The following is a 14,723-nucleotide window of genomic DNA, read 5'->3' as shown; positions in this document are numbered from 1 at the left end:
TACTACCGCGATGCGCGCATCCTGCCGATCTACGAAGGCACGACGGCGATTCAGGCGAACGACCTGATCGGCCGCAAGACGGTGCGCGACGGCGGCGCGGTGGCGAAGGCGCTGCTGGCCGAGGTTGCGCAGACGACCGAGGCGCTCGGGCGGCACGAGGGCGCGGCGTTCCGTTCGATGAAGCGTTACCTCGAGCAGGGACATCGCTCGCTGGCGGCGGCGGTTGATTTCGTCGTCGCGAACACGAAGACCGATCCGAACGCGGTGTTTGCCGGTAGCGTGCCGTACCTGAAGCTCGCGGGGATCGTGCTGGGCGGCTGGCAGATGGCGCGTGCGCTGCTGGTGGCGGCGGACAAGCAGTCGGAAGATCCGTCGTTCTACGGCGCGAAGATCGTGACTGCTCAGTTCTTTGCCGAACACGTGTTGCCGCAGGCGACGGCGCTCGAGGCGTCGATCGTGACAGCGAAGGGCGGCGAGGGGGTGCTGGCGCTGGGTGAAGACCAGTTCTGATGGTGCATGGCGGTTCGCGTCGGCCCGGCATCCGCGTCAGAAGACGGCCAGTAATACAATCGGCGCCTCGTAAGGCGCCGTTTGTATTGATCGGTCAGGCCGCGAAATTTCCCCGACCGACGCAGACAACGCGATGACCGTCAGGCGTATGCCGGGCGATGCGCTTCTCCGGTCTCGCCAAGATAGCGATGCACCGACAGATCGCCTGACTGGATCGCGGGCTGTTTGCCAGATATCAGATCGGCGAGCAGTTGGCCCGAACCGCATGACATCGTCCAGCCAAGCGTGCCGTGACCCGTGTTCAGGAACAGGTTCGACACCGGCGTGCGGCCGACGATCGGCGTGCCGTCCGGCGTCATCGGGCGCAGGCCCGTCCAGAAAGTTGCCTTCGCTGTGTCGCCACCGCCAGGGAACAGGTCGTTGACGCACATTTCGAGCGTCTCGCGACGCGCCCGGCGCAGCGTCTTGTCGAAGCCTACGATCTCCGCCATGCCGCCGACGCGAATCCGGTCGTCAAAGCGCGTGATGGCGATCTTGTACGTTTCGTCGAGCACCGTCGACACGGGAGCCGAAGCTGCGTCGACGATTGGCGCGGTGATCGAATAACCCTTGAGCGGGTAGACCGGAATCTTCACGATGCCGGACAGGAAGCGCGTGGAATACGAACCGAGCGCGACCACATACGCATCGGCACGCACCATTTCGCTGCCGCACTGCACGCCCACGATGCGGTCATGGGCCATGGCCAGTGCGTCGATCGGGGTGTTGTAGCGGAACTTCACGCCAAGCGCTTCGGCCATTGCCGCGAGGCGGGTCGTGAAGAGCTGGCAGTCGCCCGTTTCGTCGCCCGGCAGGCGCAGCCCGCCCGTCAGCTTGTGCGACGTCGCAGCGAGCGCCGGTTCGACGCGCGCGAGTTCAGCGGGCGTCAGCAGTTCATAAGGCACGTTGGCATCTTGGAGCACGGCGATATCCTTCGCGGCGCCGTCGAGTTGCTGTTGCGTGCGGAACAGTTGCAGCGTGCCGCCCGTACGGCCTTCGTACTGGATACCGGTATCGGCGCGCAGCGCCTGCAGGCAGTCGCGGCTATATTCGGCGAGACGGACCATGCGGCCCTTGTTCACTGCATAGCGCTCGGTCGTGCAGTTTTGCAGCATCTGCCACATCCACTTCAACTGGAACTGCGTGCCGTCGAGACGGATCGCGAGCGGCGCGTGCTTCTGGAACATCCATTTGACGGCCTTCAGCGGTACGCCAGGCGCCGCCCACGGTGCGGCATAGCCGGGAGAAATCTGCCCCGCGTTGGCAAAGCTGGTTTCGAGCGCCGGACCGGCCTCACGGTCGATCACGGTCACTTCGTGACCCGCGCGCGCAAGATAATAGGCGCTCGTTACCCCGACGACGCCACTGCCCAAAACGACGACTCGCATAGCTGCTCCAGAAAGGTCGAAAGGCTGACGGCGTCGGAATGTTCGATTAACGATGGATTACGCGGCCAACCCAGTGTTAACCGCTATACTATTGAGCTTCAGGTAGGTTTTGTTATTGTATTTTTTCGATTTTCAGTAAAAGTCATGCGAACCCAACGTCAACCGATCCGTGCTCTCGACAGGCTCGATCACAAGATCCTGAAACTGCTTCAGCAGGACGGCAGGATGGCGATGAAGGACCTGGCCGAGCAGGTCGGATTGTCGGTTACGCCCTGTATTGAGCGGGTCAAGCGCATGGAGCGCGACGGCGTCATCATGGGCTATTACGCGCGGGTCAATCCTGCTGAGCTTGGCGCGGCGTTGCTGGTGTTCGTGGAGATCACGCTCGACCACAAGAGCGGCAATATGTTCGACCAGTTTCGCCGCGAGGTTCAGAAGATTCCGGAAGTGCTGGAGTGCCATCTGGTGTCCGGCGACTTCGACTATCTGATCAAGGCGCGTATTGGCGAGATGGCCGACTACCGGAAACTGCTCGGCGACATCCTCCTGCAATTGCCGGGCGCGGTGCAGTCGAAAAGCTATGTGGTGATGGAAGAAATCAAGGAAACGTTGACGATTGCGGTCGGCGAATAGGCTGTTCGGACAGTCTCGACAAACGGCTCAGATGCTGTATATTTATACAGTATCTGAGCCGTTTGGTTTATCTTTCAGTGACCGATTCCGCCGACGAATTCCCCATCGCCCCGCCCGCGCCCCTCAAAGGGCGCGGTGCCGTCACGAATCTTCAGGGCCGCTATGAAGTCGACCAGCGCGAAGCATTCGACGATGGCTGGATCCTGTCGCCCGCCGATGAAGATGGCGGTGTGCCCGCTTTGCGCACGCAGGTCTTCGAGGAGCGCGCGAAAAGCATCCTGACCCATAACGCGTCGCCGGATATTCCTTTTGGCGTGTCGTTGAATCCGTACCGGGGCTGCGAGCACGGTTGCATCTATTGCTTTGCGCGGCCAACGCACAGCTATCTCGGTCTGTCGCCCGGGCTCGACTTCGAGAGCCGGATCTACGCGAAGGTCAACGCGCCGGAATTGCTCGTGCGCGAACTGTCGAAGAAATCCTATGTGCCAGAGCCGATTGCGCTTGGCGTCAATACGGATGCGTGGCAGCCCGTCGAGCGCGACCTGCGTCTCACGCGGCGGCTAATCGAGGTATTGCACGAGCGCGGGCATCCGTTTGCAGCCATCACGAAGTCGTCGTTGATAGAGCGCGATCTTGATCTTCTGGCGCCGATGGCCGCTCGCGGTCAGGTCATGGCAGCCATTACGATTACAACGCTCGATGCCGACATCGCCCGCACGCTGGAACCGCGTGCGGCAACGCCCGCGCGGCGGCTGCGTACCATCAGGACGTTGAGTGAAGCTGGCGTGCCGGTCGGCGTGAGCATCGCGCCGGTGATTCCGTTCGTCACCGAACCCGACATGGAGCGGGTGCTCGAAGCGTGCGCCGAGGCGGGCGCGTCGAGCGCGAGCTATATCGTCTTGCGCCTGCCATGGGAAGTGGCGCCGCTATTCAAAGACTGGCTTGCCGCTCATTTCCCGGATCGAGCTGATCGCGTGATGAGCCGCGTGCGCGATATGCGGGGCGGCAAAGACTATGACTCTTCGTTTGCGACGCGCATGAAGGGCGAAGGTCTGTGGGCGGATCTGCTCAAACAGCGTTTTCACAAGGCTGTCCGGCGGCTCGGATTGAACGGGCGACGGCACGGAATTCTGGATATGTCGCAATTCCGTCATCCAGAATTGGCGCCACGGCCAGCGCCGGGCGACCCACAACTGGACCTGTTCCAGGACTGATTCCGTCCGGGCGTCGAAGGGTCGTTATTGCGACAATTCCCTGGCTGCCTGAACCTGAGATTCGAAGTAGGTTTGAAACGACAGCGCAAGTCCGGTCATCAGCAAGAAAGCGCCAATCAGCAGCGAGAAAATCACGACGAAGATGACGGTCCAGCCGGAACGGCTGTGCTTCTGTGTGTGGGCATTGAACTGTGCATCCCACTTTTCATCGGGACGCAGTCCGTAGACGATCGCGGCAAGAAAGGCTGCCAGCAGCGATATCGCACCCGGAACGACGAGCACCCATCCGAGCGCCGATGCGCGTTCGGTTGCAGCGAGCAGAAGGAAGCCAGGGATGCCGACGATCGTGCCGAGCAGATGCGCCCAGCCGTAGATGTCGCGCAGACCGTACAAATAGAAGCGATGTGCGCCGAGGCTGCCGAAGAAGAACGCGAGTGCGGCGGTAAGTGTCTTGGATCGGAAGCGCGGGAAAGTCGAAGCAGCGGTGGACATGAGCGGAAGCAGGTGACAGGCAGCGGATTGACGCTTGCGGCGCGTGGGACACGGGGCGCGGCGCGGGTGCGCTCGGGCCGACGCGCATTCTACGCCGGTCGCGCAGCGGTGGTCACGTGTCCCGGGGTCACATTGGCGCTTCTCTCGACTGCTCGCTCCGATCGTACGGGTGTTCAGGGCGCGGCATACGTCACGCGGTAGATCGCACCGGCGTAGTCGTCGCTGATCAGCAGGGAGCCGTCGGGCATCGGCAGAACGTCAGCGGGCCGGCCCCACACGCTATCGTCGGGCATCAGCCAGCCCTGGACGAAAACTTCCTGTCGCGGATTGCTGCCGTCAGCATTCACCATGACGCTGACGACCCGATAGCCCACCTTCCTGCTCCGGTTCCACGAACCGTGCTCGGCGATAAAAATATTGTCGCGGTAGCTGGCGGGGAACATCGAGCCTGTATAAAAGCGCATGCCCAGCGACGCGACGTGTGCGCCGAGCCTGGCAACCGGCGGTGTGAATGTGCTGCAAGGGTGATCTTTCCCGTATTCGGGGTCGGATACTTCGGCGCCGTGGCAGAACGGGTAGCCGAAGTCCATGCCGACGCGCGGTGCACGATTGAGCTTGTCGTCGGGAGTGTCGTCGCCGAGCAGGTCGCGGCCGTTGTCGGTGAACCACAATTCGCGGGTCGTCGGATGCCACGCAAATCCGACCGTATTGCGAACGCCCCGGGCGATCGTTTCGTAATGGCTGCCGTCGGCGTCCATGCGACCAATCATTGCGTAGCGGTCGCGATCGGGCAGGCAGATATTGCAGGGTGCGCCTTGTGGCACGTACAGCTTGCCATCGGGCCCGAATGCGATGAATTTCCAGCCGTGATGGCGGTCGGCAGGCAGGGCATCGGTGACTACCGTGGGTGTCGGAGGCTGGGCCAGATGGTCGTCGATGGCATCGAAGCGCAAGATCTTCGAGACTGCCGATACGTACAGCGCGCCGTCATGCCATGCCACGCCAACCGGCATTTCCAGCCCCGACGCGATCACATGATGGGCGACGGCCCGCCCATCACGCAGTTCGAGCGCATAAACATGGCCGCCCATGCTGCCGATATACAGGATGCCTTTCGGCGAGAGCGCCATTTCCCGGGCAGCCGGCACTTCGTCGGACACGACTTCGATCCGGAAGCCCGGCGGCAATTTGAGGCGGTCAATGGGAAGTGCTGCCAGCGCGGGGGCTGCGGTCGCAATAAACAGAAAAAACGAGAACAGCAGACGGATCCAGCGGGATGAGATCCCATGCGCCCGGCGGGCGGCTGGGATGCTTGCAAAAGCAGGTTTCACGAGGCTCCTGATGCACATTGATCGGCGGTTGGGCGGGCGATTGCGGGGCGCTGTGGATGAAGGAATGATGGGCCTGCGCAACTGCGCTTTCCAGTTTATCCCGGTAAGTGTTTGTTATGGCGTTGCTTTCGGGCTATAATTGCCTGTTTCAGTGGTCCCGAACCCCGGTTTTCAAGGATTCTAGTATGGTCATCATCCGCTTGGCTCGTGGCGGCTCCAAGAAGCGCCCGTTCTACAACATCGTCGCAACCGATTCGCGTAACCGTCGTGACGGTCGCTTCATCGAACGCGTTGGCTTCTACAACCCGGTCGCTACGAAGGGTGAGTCGCTGCGTATCGCTCAAGACCGCCTGACTTACTGGCAAGGCGTTGGCGCGCAACTGTCGCCGACGGTCGAGCGTCTCGTGAAGGAAGCGCAAAAGGCGCAGCCGGCTGCCTGATGGTAGCTTGCGTGCACATCGCGGGCGGGTCGGGCGAATGCTGCGGCGTGCCGGGTGCGCAGGTTTTTCGGAAGTTGGCTGCGAGGTCCGCTGATGTCCGCGAGTGATTCCGGCGGCTCAGGCCGCGCCAAGACTGCAAACCGTAGTCAGGCGTCGTTTGGTGCGTTCGTCCGTAAGCCGGTCGAACGGATCGCAGCAAAAGAGGTCGAGTCGAGTGCTGCAGAAATGCGTGCCGAGTCGACGGAAAGCTGGCCGGACGACGCCGTCGAAGTCGGTGCGATTGTCGATGCGTACGGTCTCAAAGGCTGGGTAAAGGTGGCCGCGCATGCGGACGCCGGGCGGGGCGGCGACGCCTTGCTGAGCGCGAAGCGCTGGTGGCTCATGAAGGGCCGCGAGCGGCGTTCTGCTCCAGTACTGCACTCGAAGGTCCACAGTGACAGCATCGTTGCCCACATGGGTGGCGTTGCCGATCGTGATGTGGCGCTATCGATACGCGGTTACAGCGTGTACATCCGCCGCAGTGATTTCCCGACGCTCGACGCCGATGAATTTTACTGGGTCGACCTGCTCGGCCTGGGTGTCGTCAACGAAGCGGGCGTCGCACTCGGCACGGTTGCTGACATGATCGACAACGGTGCGCATTCGGTGCTGCGCGTCGAGTATCCGTCGACAGGCAAGGATGGCAAGCCGGTAACCGGTGAACGTTTGATCCCGTTCGTCGGTGTCTATGTCAAAACGGTGGATCAGGCGGCGAAGCAGATCATCGTCGACTGGGAAGCCGATTATTAAACACAATTCGCTGAACGGAGAGAGCGATGCAGTTCGATGTCGTTACGCTCTTTCCTGAGATGTTTCGTGCGCTGACCGATTGGGGCATCACAAGCCGGGCGGCGAAGCAGCAGCGCTACGGTTTGCGCACGTGGAATCCCCGCGATTTCACGACGGACAACTACCGTACCATCGACGATCGCCCGTATGGCGGTGGCCCCGGTATGGTGATGCTGGCGAAGCCGCTGGAAGATGCGATTGGCGCGGCGAAAGCGGCGCAGGCAGAGCAGGGCGTGACCGGTTCGCGTGTTGTGATGATGTCTCCGCAAGGCGCGACGCTCAATCATGATCGGGTAATGCGATTTGCGGAGGAGCCTGGCCTGATCGTGTTGTGCGGCCGGTACGAAGCAATCGATCAGCGTCTGATCGATCGTTGCGTCGATGAAGAGGTCAGTCTTGGCGATTTTGTGTTGTCAGGCGGTGAATTGCCTGCGATGGCGCTAATGGATGCAGTTGTGCGCCAGTTGCCGGGTGTGCTGAACGACTCGCAATCGGCGGTGCAGGACAGTTTCGTCGACGTGTTGCTTGATTGTCCGCACTACACCCGGCCGGAAGAATACGACGGCGTGCGCGTCCCCGATGTGCTGCTTGGCGGCCATCATGCGGAGATCGAGCAGTGGCGTCGCCGTGAAGCATTGCGCAATACACTGGTGAAGCGCCCCGATCTGATCGAGCGCGCCAGAAAGTACAAGATGTTGAGCCGCGCCGATGAGGCGTGGCTTGCAAGTCTCGCGAAGGAAGTGTCGAAGGCGTAAAGCCTGCGTCATTCCGGGCGAGCACCAGGCGGCGTCGTACATGCGTGTGCGGCGCCAGATGTGAACCCATCCTCTATCGGGGCCGTCGCCGCGCGTGAAACGCAAGGCAGGTACGAACGCCGACAAGATGGACTTAGGAGTCAGTGATGAATCTGATTGCAAAACTCGAGCAGGAAGAAATCGAGCGCGCGCTCGCAGGCAAGACCATCCCCGAATTCGCCCCTGGCGACACGGTGATCGTGAGCGTGAACGTCGTCGAAGGTACGCGCAAGCGTGTTCAGGCCTACGAAGGCGTCGTGATTGCCAAGCGCAACCGCGGCCTCAACTCGTCGTTCATCGTCCGCAAGATTTCGTCGGGCGAAGGCGTTGAGCGTACGTTCCAGACGTACTCGCCGCTTTTGGCAAGCATCGTCGTGAAGCGTCGTGGCGATGTGCGTCGCGCGAAGCTGTACTACCTGCGCGATCGTTCGGGCAAGTCGGCCCGGATCAAGGAAAAGCTGGTCTCGAAAGACCGCGCTGCTTCCCAGGCGTAAAAGCTGTAAGAAAAAGCACCCCTCGCGGGTGCTTTTTTCTTTGGTCAGTCAGAATAGCGGTATGTCCAATGCCACTCGCCAGTTCCGGGAATCCCGTTGATCCGCCCTGTTTTTGAACCCGAAGCCCTGCCTGTCGAAGCGACGGGCGCCGATCTGCCGCCAGTTGCCCCCGAACGTCTGACGCCAGACGGGTTGCGCGTGCGGTTCGAGCAGCGTTTGCAGTGGGCGCCGGAGCCGATCGTCGAATCCCGTCTGCGGGAGGGCGATCCGCGGCTCGCGGCGGTGTTGATGCCGCTTGTCGTGCGCGAAGAGGGTCTCACGGTGCTGCTTACACAGCGAGCTGACCACCTGAACGACCACGCCGGCCAGGTTAGTTTCCCGGGCGGGCGTCAGGAGCCGTACGACGCCGACGCGACCGCCACCGCGTTGCGCGAGGCGCAAGAGGAAGTCGCCCTGGATCCGGCGCGCGTCGAGATACTCGGATCCTTGCCGGACTATCTGACTGGCACCGGTTTTCGGGTCACGCCCGTGGTCGGTCTCGTCCACCCGCCGTTTACCGTCGAAGCGGACACGCTCGAGGTCGCGGAAATCTTCGAAGTGCCGCTCAGCTTTCTGATGGATCCTGCCTGTCACGAGGTGCGTGTGTTTCGCTGGGAAGGCGGCGAGCGTCGTTTTTTCGCGATGCCGTACCCGCGCGCTGAATCAGAGGGTCATCACTTCATCTGGGGGGCAACGGCGGGTATGTTGCGCAATTTCTATCGCTTTCTCGTCGCCTGAGTTCCGGGGCCGGCCAACACGCCGGCGGTTTGCGGCCGTCGCACGTTCAGGCTCATCCGACCCTGTGCTATCGTTATAAAACAAAACCGAAATAAACTCGAAAAGCACGGCGCATCGCATGACTTTTTTCTCTGTATTGCTGGCTCTCATTATCGAACAGCTGCGCGCGCTGTCGCCGAACAACCCGGTGTCGGCGTTGCTTCAATACCATGCGGAATCGGCCGCGCAGGGCTTCGATGCGGGCAAGCAGAAGCACGGCGTTCTCGCCTGGCTGGCCGTTGTGTTGCCCTGGACGCTTTTCGTCGGTCTCGTCTACTACGTACTGTACGAGATCAACTTCGTGCTGGCGTTCCTGTGGAACGTGGTCGTGGTGTATTTCACCCTCGGTTTCCGGCAGTTCAGTCACTACTTCACCGATATCCACCTCGCGCTCAACAACGACGACGTGCCGCGCGCGCGTGAGATTCTCAAGGAGTGGACGGGCCTCGATACCGTCGACATGCCGGTCAGCGAGATCGTGCGCCACACCTTGATTCATGCTGTCGTGGCTTCGCATCGTCACGTGTTTGGGGTGTTCTTCTGGTTCCTGATACCGGTGGGGCCGGCGGGTGCGGTGCTGTATCGCATCGCCGAGTATCTGGCGCGCACGTGGTCCAAACCCGCTGACGATCGCACGCCGGCGTTTTCCACGTTCGCGCAGCGTGCCTTCTTCGTGATCGACTGGGTGCCGGCGCGGCTGACGTCGCTGGGCTTTGCGATTGTCGGCAACTTCGAAGATGCGATTTATGCGTGGCGTAACCACGCGCGTCAGTGGCCAGATGCAAACGACGGCGTTTTGCTGGCCGCAGGCAGTGGTGCCCTGGGTGCGCGTCTGAGCGGGCCGCTCGCCGAGCCATCGAGCCTCGACGCATTGTCCACCGGCGACGGTGGTCCAATGCCAGTGGGTGATGACTGCACGCCGCGCACGCTGCAATCGGCCGTTGGCCTCGTGTGGCGCGCCGTGATCCTGTGGATGATTCTGCTGTTGATGCTGACGATTGCCGTCTGGCTCGCCTGACTGACTCGACGGAGCGTTGATCCGTGGTACTGCAAAAAGCCGGCAATGCCGGCTTTCTTTTTGGTGCGCCTCGCTCCGTGAGGGAGCGTTAGCCGTCCAGCGGATCCCGAGCGGTGCCGCACTGCCAGCACACGGTGAACTGCGCCTCGAGGATCTCGCCGCATTGATGACACCGCCACGGCGGCGTGCCGGCCGCCGGTCCGTTGGAAGCCGCTTCGATCAACTTTCTCGCCAGCATCTCGTCCCGCTCGTCGACGAGCCATAGCTCTGGCGCGCATTGCTCCGCCGGGATCTCGCCGAGCGCGCCGTTCAGATATCGGTTATGCAATTCACATGAAATGCCTGCTGCCGACAGCACATTGATCCAATGCTGTCCGATCAGCACATTCGGCGCACGCATCAGTTTCATCATGGGCGGGGAAGGGCGCGTTGATTGTCAGCGGACAATCTGGCTCGCCTCGTGAACGAGTTGAGCATACAGCGCTTGCCGTTCGCGCGCGATGCGGCCGTCTTCAACGGCTGCGAGAATCGCGCAGCCCGGTTCCTGAAGATGATGACAGTTGTAGAAGCGGCAGTCAGCCAGCAGCGGACGAAACTCCGGGAATGCCCGTTCGAGACGACCTTCTGTCAGGTGATGCAGGCCGAATTCCTGAAAACCCGGCGAATCGGTCAGCGAGCCGCCTTCGGGCAGCGGATAGAGCCGGGTATAGGTCGTCGTGTGACGGCCACTGTTGAGCGCCGTGGATATTTCGCGTGTCGCAACTTCCGCATCCGGCACGAGCAGATTCACGAGCGTCGACTTGCCCATGCCTGACTGGCCCAGCAGCAGCGTCGAATGACCATGCAGATGTTCGGAGAGTGCCGCGCGGGCGGCGTCGGGCTGCATCTTGATCGACACTTCGACCACCGGATACCCCAGTTCGCGATAGCGCGCGAGCCGCGCCCGCGCGCCGGGTAACGCTGCTTCGACGTCGATCTTGTTCAGCACGATCAGCGGTTTGAGTTCGTTCGCTTCCGCGGCGACCAGCGCGCGACCGAGCAGATCCTCGCTGAAGTGCGGCTCGGTGGCCAGTACGATCAGCAACTGATCGAGATTCGCTGCAAAGAGCTTCGACTTGTACTGATCCGATCGATAGAGCAGATTGCGCCGCTCGTCGATGGCGACGATCACGCCCTGGTCAGCGGAAGCCGCTTCATAGGTCACGCGATCGCCGACCGCCACCTCGCTGCGCTTGCCTCGCGGGAAGCACTGCAGCGGGGCGCCGCCATCGTCGGGCACGACCAGGTAGTGGCGCCCATGCGCGGCGACGACGAGTCCGTGCACCCGCGCAAGCGCGCTGGCCGCGGCGCGCGCTGCCTTCGGCGAGCGGCCGCTCATGCGTGCCGCAGCAGGCGGTCGATCCGCTGCGACGCCGGCGGATGCGAGTAGTAGAACGCGGTGTAGAGTGGATCGGGCGTGAGCGTCGACGCATTGTCTTCATACAGCTTGACGAGCGCGTTGACGAGATCCTGGGCGTCGGTCTGGGTGGCGGCGAAGGCGTCGGCTTCAAACTCGTGCTTGCGCGAGCTGAGGCTGCCGAGCGGCGTCACGAAGAACAGAAACACGGGGACGGCGAGGAAGAACAGCACGAGCGCGAGCCCGCTGTTACCGCCGATGAGCGACGGCCGCACCCCCAGGCCTTCATAGAACCACACGCGCTGCGACAGCCAGCCGAGCAGCGCGAGCATCGCGAGGCTGATCGCGAACGTGACGATCATCCGCTTGATCACGTGACGCCGCTTGAAGTGACCGAGTTCGTGCGCAAGCACCGCCTCGATTTCATTGCCCGACAGGCGTGCGAGCAGCGTGTCGAAGAACACGATGCGCTTCGCTGCGCCAAACCCGGTGAAATAGGCGTTGCCGTGTGCGGAGCGACGGCTGCCGTCCATCACGAAGAGACCTTTGGCGGCGAACCCGCAACGCTTCATCAGCGCCTCGATACGGTTTTTCAGCGCTTCGTCCTTGAGCGGCTCGAACTTGTTGAAGAGCGGGGCGATGAACGACGGATACAGCACCAGCACCAGCATCTGGAACACAACCCACACGACCCACGTCCACAGCCACCACAGGCTGCCGGCCTGATTCATCAGCCACAGCACGACGAACAGCAGCGGCAGGCCGAACGCCACGCCGAGCAGCGTGCCCTTGATACGGTCCACTAAAAAGATGCGCTTGCTCATCCGGTTGAAGCCAAACCGCTCTTCGATGACGAACTGCCGGTAGTACTCGAACGGCAGGTCGAGCACGCTCGTAATTGCGATCACCGCCGCCACCAGTGCGATCTGGCCAGCATAGCCGCGGCCGAGCCAGTCGGAGATGGCCAGATCGAGGGCCTGCACGCCGCCGAGCAGCGTCAGCCCGATCAGCACCGCGGCGCTGACGACGATTTCCATCATCGTGAGCCGGGTGCGTTCGACAGTGTAATCGGCGGCCCTCTGATGGGCCGCGAGCGGGATCGTCCCGGCAAACTGCGGGGGCACCTGATTGCGGTGCGCCGCGACGAAGCGTGTCTGCCGCGACGCGAGCCAGAGTTTGGTCGCGACCATCGCGGCAACGGCGATGACGAACAGAACGGTGAAGTACAGGGTAGGCATCCGGGGAATCCGTGGTATCTATGCGAGAATTATATGTTTCTTCCGCCGCGTGGGCGGGATGCGCTCATTCGAACTGTTTCAACGGCATTCGGGCGTGCCGCGGACCGCGAACGACGGCATGACGGCCTCGCCCTACGCCGCTCCTTATCCGACAACCCGTCCCGACCACAGCAAGGTTGCCTTTCATGACTGACACCCTCGACCCCATCGACCAGCCAACGCTCGTACGCAGCGACATGAACCTCATCTGGCTCGACATGGAAATGACCGGTCTCGAGCCCGACACTGACCGTATCATCGAGATCGCCGTAGTGGTGACCAATTCAACGCTCGACAGGCTGGTCGAAGGACCGGTGATCGCGATCCATCAGAGCGATGAAACGCTCGACAGGATGGATCAATGGAACAAGAACACGCATGGCCGCTCGGGTCTGATCGACCGGGTGCGCGCGTCGACGGTCAGCGAAGCCGAAGCCACCGAACAGATCCGGGCGTTTCTCGGCGAATACGTGCCGCCGGGCAAGTCGCCGATGTGCGGCAACTCGATCTGTCAGGACCGCCGCTTCATGGCGCGCTGGATGCCGGAACTGGAGCAATTCTTCCACTACCGCAATCTCGACGTCAGCACGCTGAAGGAACTGTGCCGCCGCTGGCAGCCGACGATCTACAAGGGCTTCCAGAAGCGCGCAATGCATACCGCGCTCGCTGACATTCACGAATCGATCGACGAGCTGAAGTACTACCGCCAGCATTTTCTGATCCCCGAAGCCAGTGCCCCAGGTGCCGCGGCGGTGGCGATCTGAGGCAAGGCGCCGTTACCGGGGAGCGCGCTGCGCGCTCTTCGGCCGGAATGCCGTGACGACGGCGCTGTTCGTTTCCACGTACGGCCCGCCGATCAGGTCGACGCAATACGGCACCGCAGCAAAGATACCGGGCACTTTCACGTTACCCGTTTCATCGCGCAACCCTTCCAGCGTTTCACGAATCGACTTCGGCTGACCGGGCAGGTTGACGATCAGCGCCGCGCGGCTGGCAGTCTCGCGGATCACGGCGACCTGCCGCGACAGAATCGCGGTCGGCACGAAATTCAGGCTGATCTGCCGCATCTGTTCGCCAAATCCCGGCATTTCCTTCGTTCCCACTGCCAGCGTTGCCTCGGGCGTGACGTCGCGCCGCGCGGGGCCGGTGCCGCCGGTCGTCAGTACGAGGTCGCAGCCGGTTTCGTCGACCAGTTCGATCAGCGTCGCCGAGATCGTCGCGGCGTCGTCCTGGATCAGCCGGGTTTCAGCGCGCCATGGCGAGATCAAGGCGCGTCCCAGCCACTCCTCGAGCGCCGGAATGCCCTTGTCCTCATAGACGCCGCTACTGGCGCGGTCGCTGATCGACACGAGGCCGATCAGGATTTCGTCGGGATGGTTACGCGTGGGTATCGTCATCGTCGTCATCAAGGGCGTCCGCATCGGCTTCGTCGTCGTCTTCGGCGCCTGCCTTGCTGGCGTCCTTGATCCACTGGAACAGTTCACGGAAATAGCGCGGCGGCTTGCCCTGCTCCGACTCCTTGCGCGCGTTGCGGATCAGCGTGCGCCCTTCCTGCGGATCGACGGCCGGGTGCTGGCGGATAAATTCGGTCAGCGCCGCATCGTCGGCCAGCAGTTTTTCGCGGGTGCGCTCGATCCAGTGCAGACGCGCCGTTTCGGCCTTGTTGATGCCACGGTAGCTGTCGAGCGCGGTGCGCAGCGCGGCCGTTTCCTCTTCCAGCAGCGATCGCATCACGCGCCCGACATACTGGACCTGGCGCCGCTTGCCTTCGTGATCGGTTATACGGCGCGCTTCGCGGACGGCGTCGCCGAGCGCTTCGGGCATGGGCATGCGCTTGAGCGCGTCTTTCGGCAGCGCGATCAGCGCCTCGCCCAGCTCCTGCAGCGCGTGCATTTCACGCTTGAGCTGCGATTTGCTGGGACGGTCGTACCCGTTTTCGTCGACGACGGGTTCGGCATGGATGGGTTGAGTGCGGGTTTTGCGTGTCATGGCGATATTGTAGCGTGCCGTGCCTGCCGAACCGGCGGGCGGGATGGCTAAACCTGACGAACCG

18 protein-coding genes are annotated in these 14,723 nt (G+C 62.3%); 10 read left to right on the top strand and 8 right to left on the bottom strand.

The window, feature by feature from the left end:
• Positions 1-510: acyl-CoA dehydrogenase (locus P3T23_RS31655; RefSeq protein WP_429320011.1), on the top strand; the 510-nt coding region annotated here is incomplete at its 5' end.
• Between the two features lie 140 nt (positions 511-650).
• Here the strand turns inward: P3T23_RS31655 and P3T23_RS31650 are convergent.
• Positions 651-1,937: a D-amino acid dehydrogenase gene (locus P3T23_RS31650; RefSeq protein ID WP_429320010.1), complete on the bottom strand. Its 1,287-nt coding sequence runs from the start codon at positions 1,935-1,937 to the stop codon at positions 651-653.
• 144 nt (positions 1,938-2,081) lie between these two features.
• Between P3T23_RS31650 and P3T23_RS31645 the strand changes: the two genes are divergently transcribed.
• On the top strand, positions 2,082-2,570 hold the full coding sequence (locus P3T23_RS31645) for an Lrp/AsnC ligand binding domain-containing protein (RefSeq protein ID WP_429320009.1): 489 nt from the start codon (positions 2,082-2,084) through the stop codon (positions 2,568-2,570).
• Positions 2,571-2,647: 77 nt separating this feature from the next.
• Entirely contained in the window at positions 2,648-3,784 is a 1,137-nt protein-coding gene (locus P3T23_RS31640) for a PA0069 family radical SAM protein (RefSeq protein WP_429320008.1), read from the top strand.
• Between the two features lie 24 nt (positions 3,785-3,808).
• Here the strand turns inward: P3T23_RS31640 and P3T23_RS31635 are convergent, their stop codons facing one another.
• Both P3T23_RS31635 and P3T23_RS31630 read right to left on the bottom strand, forming a co-directional pair.
• On the bottom strand, positions 3,809-4,276 hold the full coding sequence (locus P3T23_RS31635; protein ID WP_429320007.1) for an NINE protein: 468 nt from the start codon (positions 4,274-4,276) through the stop codon (positions 3,809-3,811).
• A 173-nt stretch (positions 4,277-4,449) separates the two neighbouring features.
• The gene (locus P3T23_RS31630; RefSeq protein ID WP_429320022.1) at positions 4,450-5,619 is read right to left on the bottom strand and encodes a PQQ-dependent sugar dehydrogenase; all 1,170 of its coding nucleotides are present in this window, start codon (positions 5,617-5,619) and stop codon (positions 4,450-4,452) included.
• Positions 5,620-5,792: 173 nt separating this feature from the next.
• On the opposite strand from P3T23_RS31630, the gene rpsP reads away from it, so the two are divergent.
• The 6 genes from rpsP to P3T23_RS31600 all read left to right on the top strand — a co-directional run bounded on the left by rpsP (position 5,793) and on the right by P3T23_RS31600 (position 9,997).
• Positions 5,793-6,047 (top strand): 30S ribosomal protein S16, encoded by a 255-nt coding sequence (rpsP, locus tag P3T23_RS31625; RefSeq protein ID WP_006050280.1) that lies wholly within the window; start codon positions 5,793-5,795, stop codon positions 6,045-6,047.
• Positions 6,048-6,140: 93 nt separating this feature from the next.
• Complete coding sequence (gene rimM, locus P3T23_RS31620; RefSeq protein ID WP_429320006.1) at positions 6,141-6,836, top strand: ribosome maturation factor RimM; 696 nt, start codon at positions 6,141-6,143, stop codon at positions 6,834-6,836.
• A gap of 26 nt (positions 6,837-6,862) precedes the next feature.
• Positions 6,863-7,630, top strand: coding sequence for a tRNA (guanosine(37)-N1)-methyltransferase TrmD (trmD, locus tag P3T23_RS31615; protein WP_429320005.1), 768 nt, complete (start codon positions 6,863-6,865; stop codon positions 7,628-7,630).
• 146 nt (positions 7,631-7,776) lie between these two features.
• Positions 7,777-8,163 carry a 50S ribosomal protein L19 gene (gene rplS / locus P3T23_RS31610; RefSeq protein WP_133662221.1) on the top strand — a complete coding sequence of 129 codons (387 nt, stop codon included), beginning with the start codon at positions 7,777-7,779 and terminating at the stop codon, positions 8,161-8,163.
• A gap of 96 nt (positions 8,164-8,259) precedes the next feature.
• Positions 8,260-8,940, top strand: a complete 681-nt coding sequence (locus P3T23_RS31605) for a CoA pyrophosphatase (RefSeq protein ID WP_429320004.1) — start codon at positions 8,260-8,262, stop codon at positions 8,938-8,940.
• 118 nt (positions 8,941-9,058) lie between these two features.
• Positions 9,059-9,997, top strand: a complete 939-nt coding sequence (locus P3T23_RS31600) for a CobD/CbiB family protein (RefSeq protein ID WP_429320003.1) — start codon at positions 9,059-9,061, stop codon at positions 9,995-9,997.
• Between the two features lie 88 nt (positions 9,998-10,085).
• On the opposite strand, the gene P3T23_RS31595 is transcribed toward P3T23_RS31600, so the two are convergent.
• From P3T23_RS31595 to P3T23_RS31585, 3 genes are read right to left on the bottom strand one after another with little or no spacing between them, the layout of a single operon-like run.
• The gene (locus P3T23_RS31595; RefSeq protein WP_429320021.1) at positions 10,086-10,406 is read right to left on the bottom strand and encodes a putative signal transducing protein; all 321 of its coding nucleotides are present in this window, start codon (positions 10,404-10,406) and stop codon (positions 10,086-10,088) included.
• Between the two features lie 27 nt (positions 10,407-10,433).
• Positions 10,434-11,375 carry a ribosome small subunit-dependent GTPase A gene (rsgA, locus tag P3T23_RS31590; RefSeq protein WP_429320002.1) on the bottom strand — a complete coding sequence of 314 codons (942 nt, stop codon included), beginning with the start codon at positions 11,373-11,375 and terminating at the stop codon, positions 10,434-10,436.
• Positions 11,372-12,631, bottom strand: coding sequence for a M48 family metallopeptidase (locus P3T23_RS31585; protein ID WP_429320001.1), 1,260 nt, complete (start codon positions 12,629-12,631; stop codon positions 11,372-11,374). Before P3T23_RS31585 ends, rsgA begins: the two co-directional genes overlap by 4 nt.
• A 185-nt stretch (positions 12,632-12,816) precedes the next feature.
• Between P3T23_RS31585 and orn the strand changes: the two genes are divergently transcribed.
• Positions 12,817-13,434, top strand: a complete 618-nt coding sequence (gene orn, locus P3T23_RS31580) for an oligoribonuclease (RefSeq protein ID WP_133662225.1) — start codon at positions 12,817-12,819, stop codon at positions 13,432-13,434.
• 12 nt (positions 13,435-13,446) lie between these two features.
• Here the strand turns inward: orn and mog are convergent, their stop codons facing one another.
• Positions 13,447-14,067: a molybdopterin adenylyltransferase gene (gene mog / locus P3T23_RS31575; RefSeq protein ID WP_429320020.1), complete on the bottom strand. Its 621-nt coding sequence runs from the start codon at positions 14,065-14,067 to the stop codon at positions 13,447-13,449.
• Entirely contained in the window at positions 14,048-14,659 is a 612-nt protein-coding gene (gene yjgA / locus P3T23_RS31570) for a ribosome biogenesis factor YjgA (RefSeq protein ID WP_429320019.1), read from the bottom strand. The genes mog and yjgA overlap by 20 nt, the downstream gene beginning before the upstream one ends.
• Positions 14,660-14,723 lie beyond the last annotated feature (64 nt).

Origin of the sequence: Paraburkholderia sp. GAS448 (genome assembly GCF_050435685.1) — a bacterium.
Classification (GTDB): Bacteria; Pseudomonadota; Gammaproteobacteria; order Burkholderiales; family Burkholderiaceae; genus Paraburkholderia.
This window is presented reverse-complemented; position numbering and strand designations above follow the sequence as displayed.

Excerpts from the sequence above, each read along its gene's own strand:
- P3T23_RS31650 (WP_429320010.1), bottom strand. The coding sequence starts at position 1,937 with ATGCGAGTCGTCGTTTTGGGCAGTGGCGTCGTCGGGGTAACGAGCGCC.
- P3T23_RS31645 (WP_429320009.1), top strand. The coding sequence starts at position 2,082 with ATGCGAACCCAACGTCAACCGATCCGTGCTCTCGACAGGCTCGATCAC.
- P3T23_RS31635 (WP_429320007.1), bottom strand. The coding sequence starts at position 4,276 with ATGTCCACCGCTGCTTCGACTTTCCCGCGCTTCCGATCCAAGACACTT.
- rpsP (WP_006050280.1), top strand. The coding sequence starts at position 5,793 with ATGGTCATCATCCGCTTGGCTCGTGGCGGCTCCAAGAAGCGCCCGTTC.
- rimM (WP_429320006.1), top strand. The coding sequence starts at position 6,141 with ATGTCCGCGAGTGATTCCGGCGGCTCAGGCCGCGCCAAGACTGCAAAC.
- trmD (WP_429320005.1), top strand. The coding sequence starts at position 6,863 with ATGCAGTTCGATGTCGTTACGCTCTTTCCTGAGATGTTTCGTGCGCTG.
- rplS (WP_133662221.1), top strand. The coding sequence starts at position 7,777 with ATGAATCTGATTGCAAAACTCGAGCAGGAAGAAATCGAGCGCGCGCTC.
- P3T23_RS31600 (WP_429320003.1), top strand. The coding sequence starts at position 9,059 with ATGACTTTTTTCTCTGTATTGCTGGCTCTCATTATCGAACAGCTGCGC.
- P3T23_RS31595 (WP_429320021.1), bottom strand. The coding sequence starts at position 10,406 with ATGAAACTGATGCGTGCGCCGAATGTGCTGATCGGACAGCATTGGATC.
- rsgA (WP_429320002.1), bottom strand. The coding sequence starts at position 11,375 with ATGAGCGGCCGCTCGCCGAAGGCAGCGCGCGCCGCGGCCAGCGCGCTT.
- P3T23_RS31585 (WP_429320001.1), bottom strand. The coding sequence starts at position 12,631 with ATGCCTACCCTGTACTTCACCGTTCTGTTCGTCATCGCCGTTGCCGCG.
- orn (WP_133662225.1), top strand. The coding sequence starts at position 12,817 with ATGACTGACACCCTCGACCCCATCGACCAGCCAACGCTCGTACGCAGC.
- mog (WP_429320020.1), bottom strand. The coding sequence starts at position 14,067 with ATGACGATACCCACGCGTAACCATCCCGACGAAATCCTGATCGGCCTC.
- yjgA (WP_429320019.1), bottom strand. The coding sequence starts at position 14,659 with ATGACACGCAAAACCCGCACTCAACCCATCCATGCCGAACCCGTCGTC.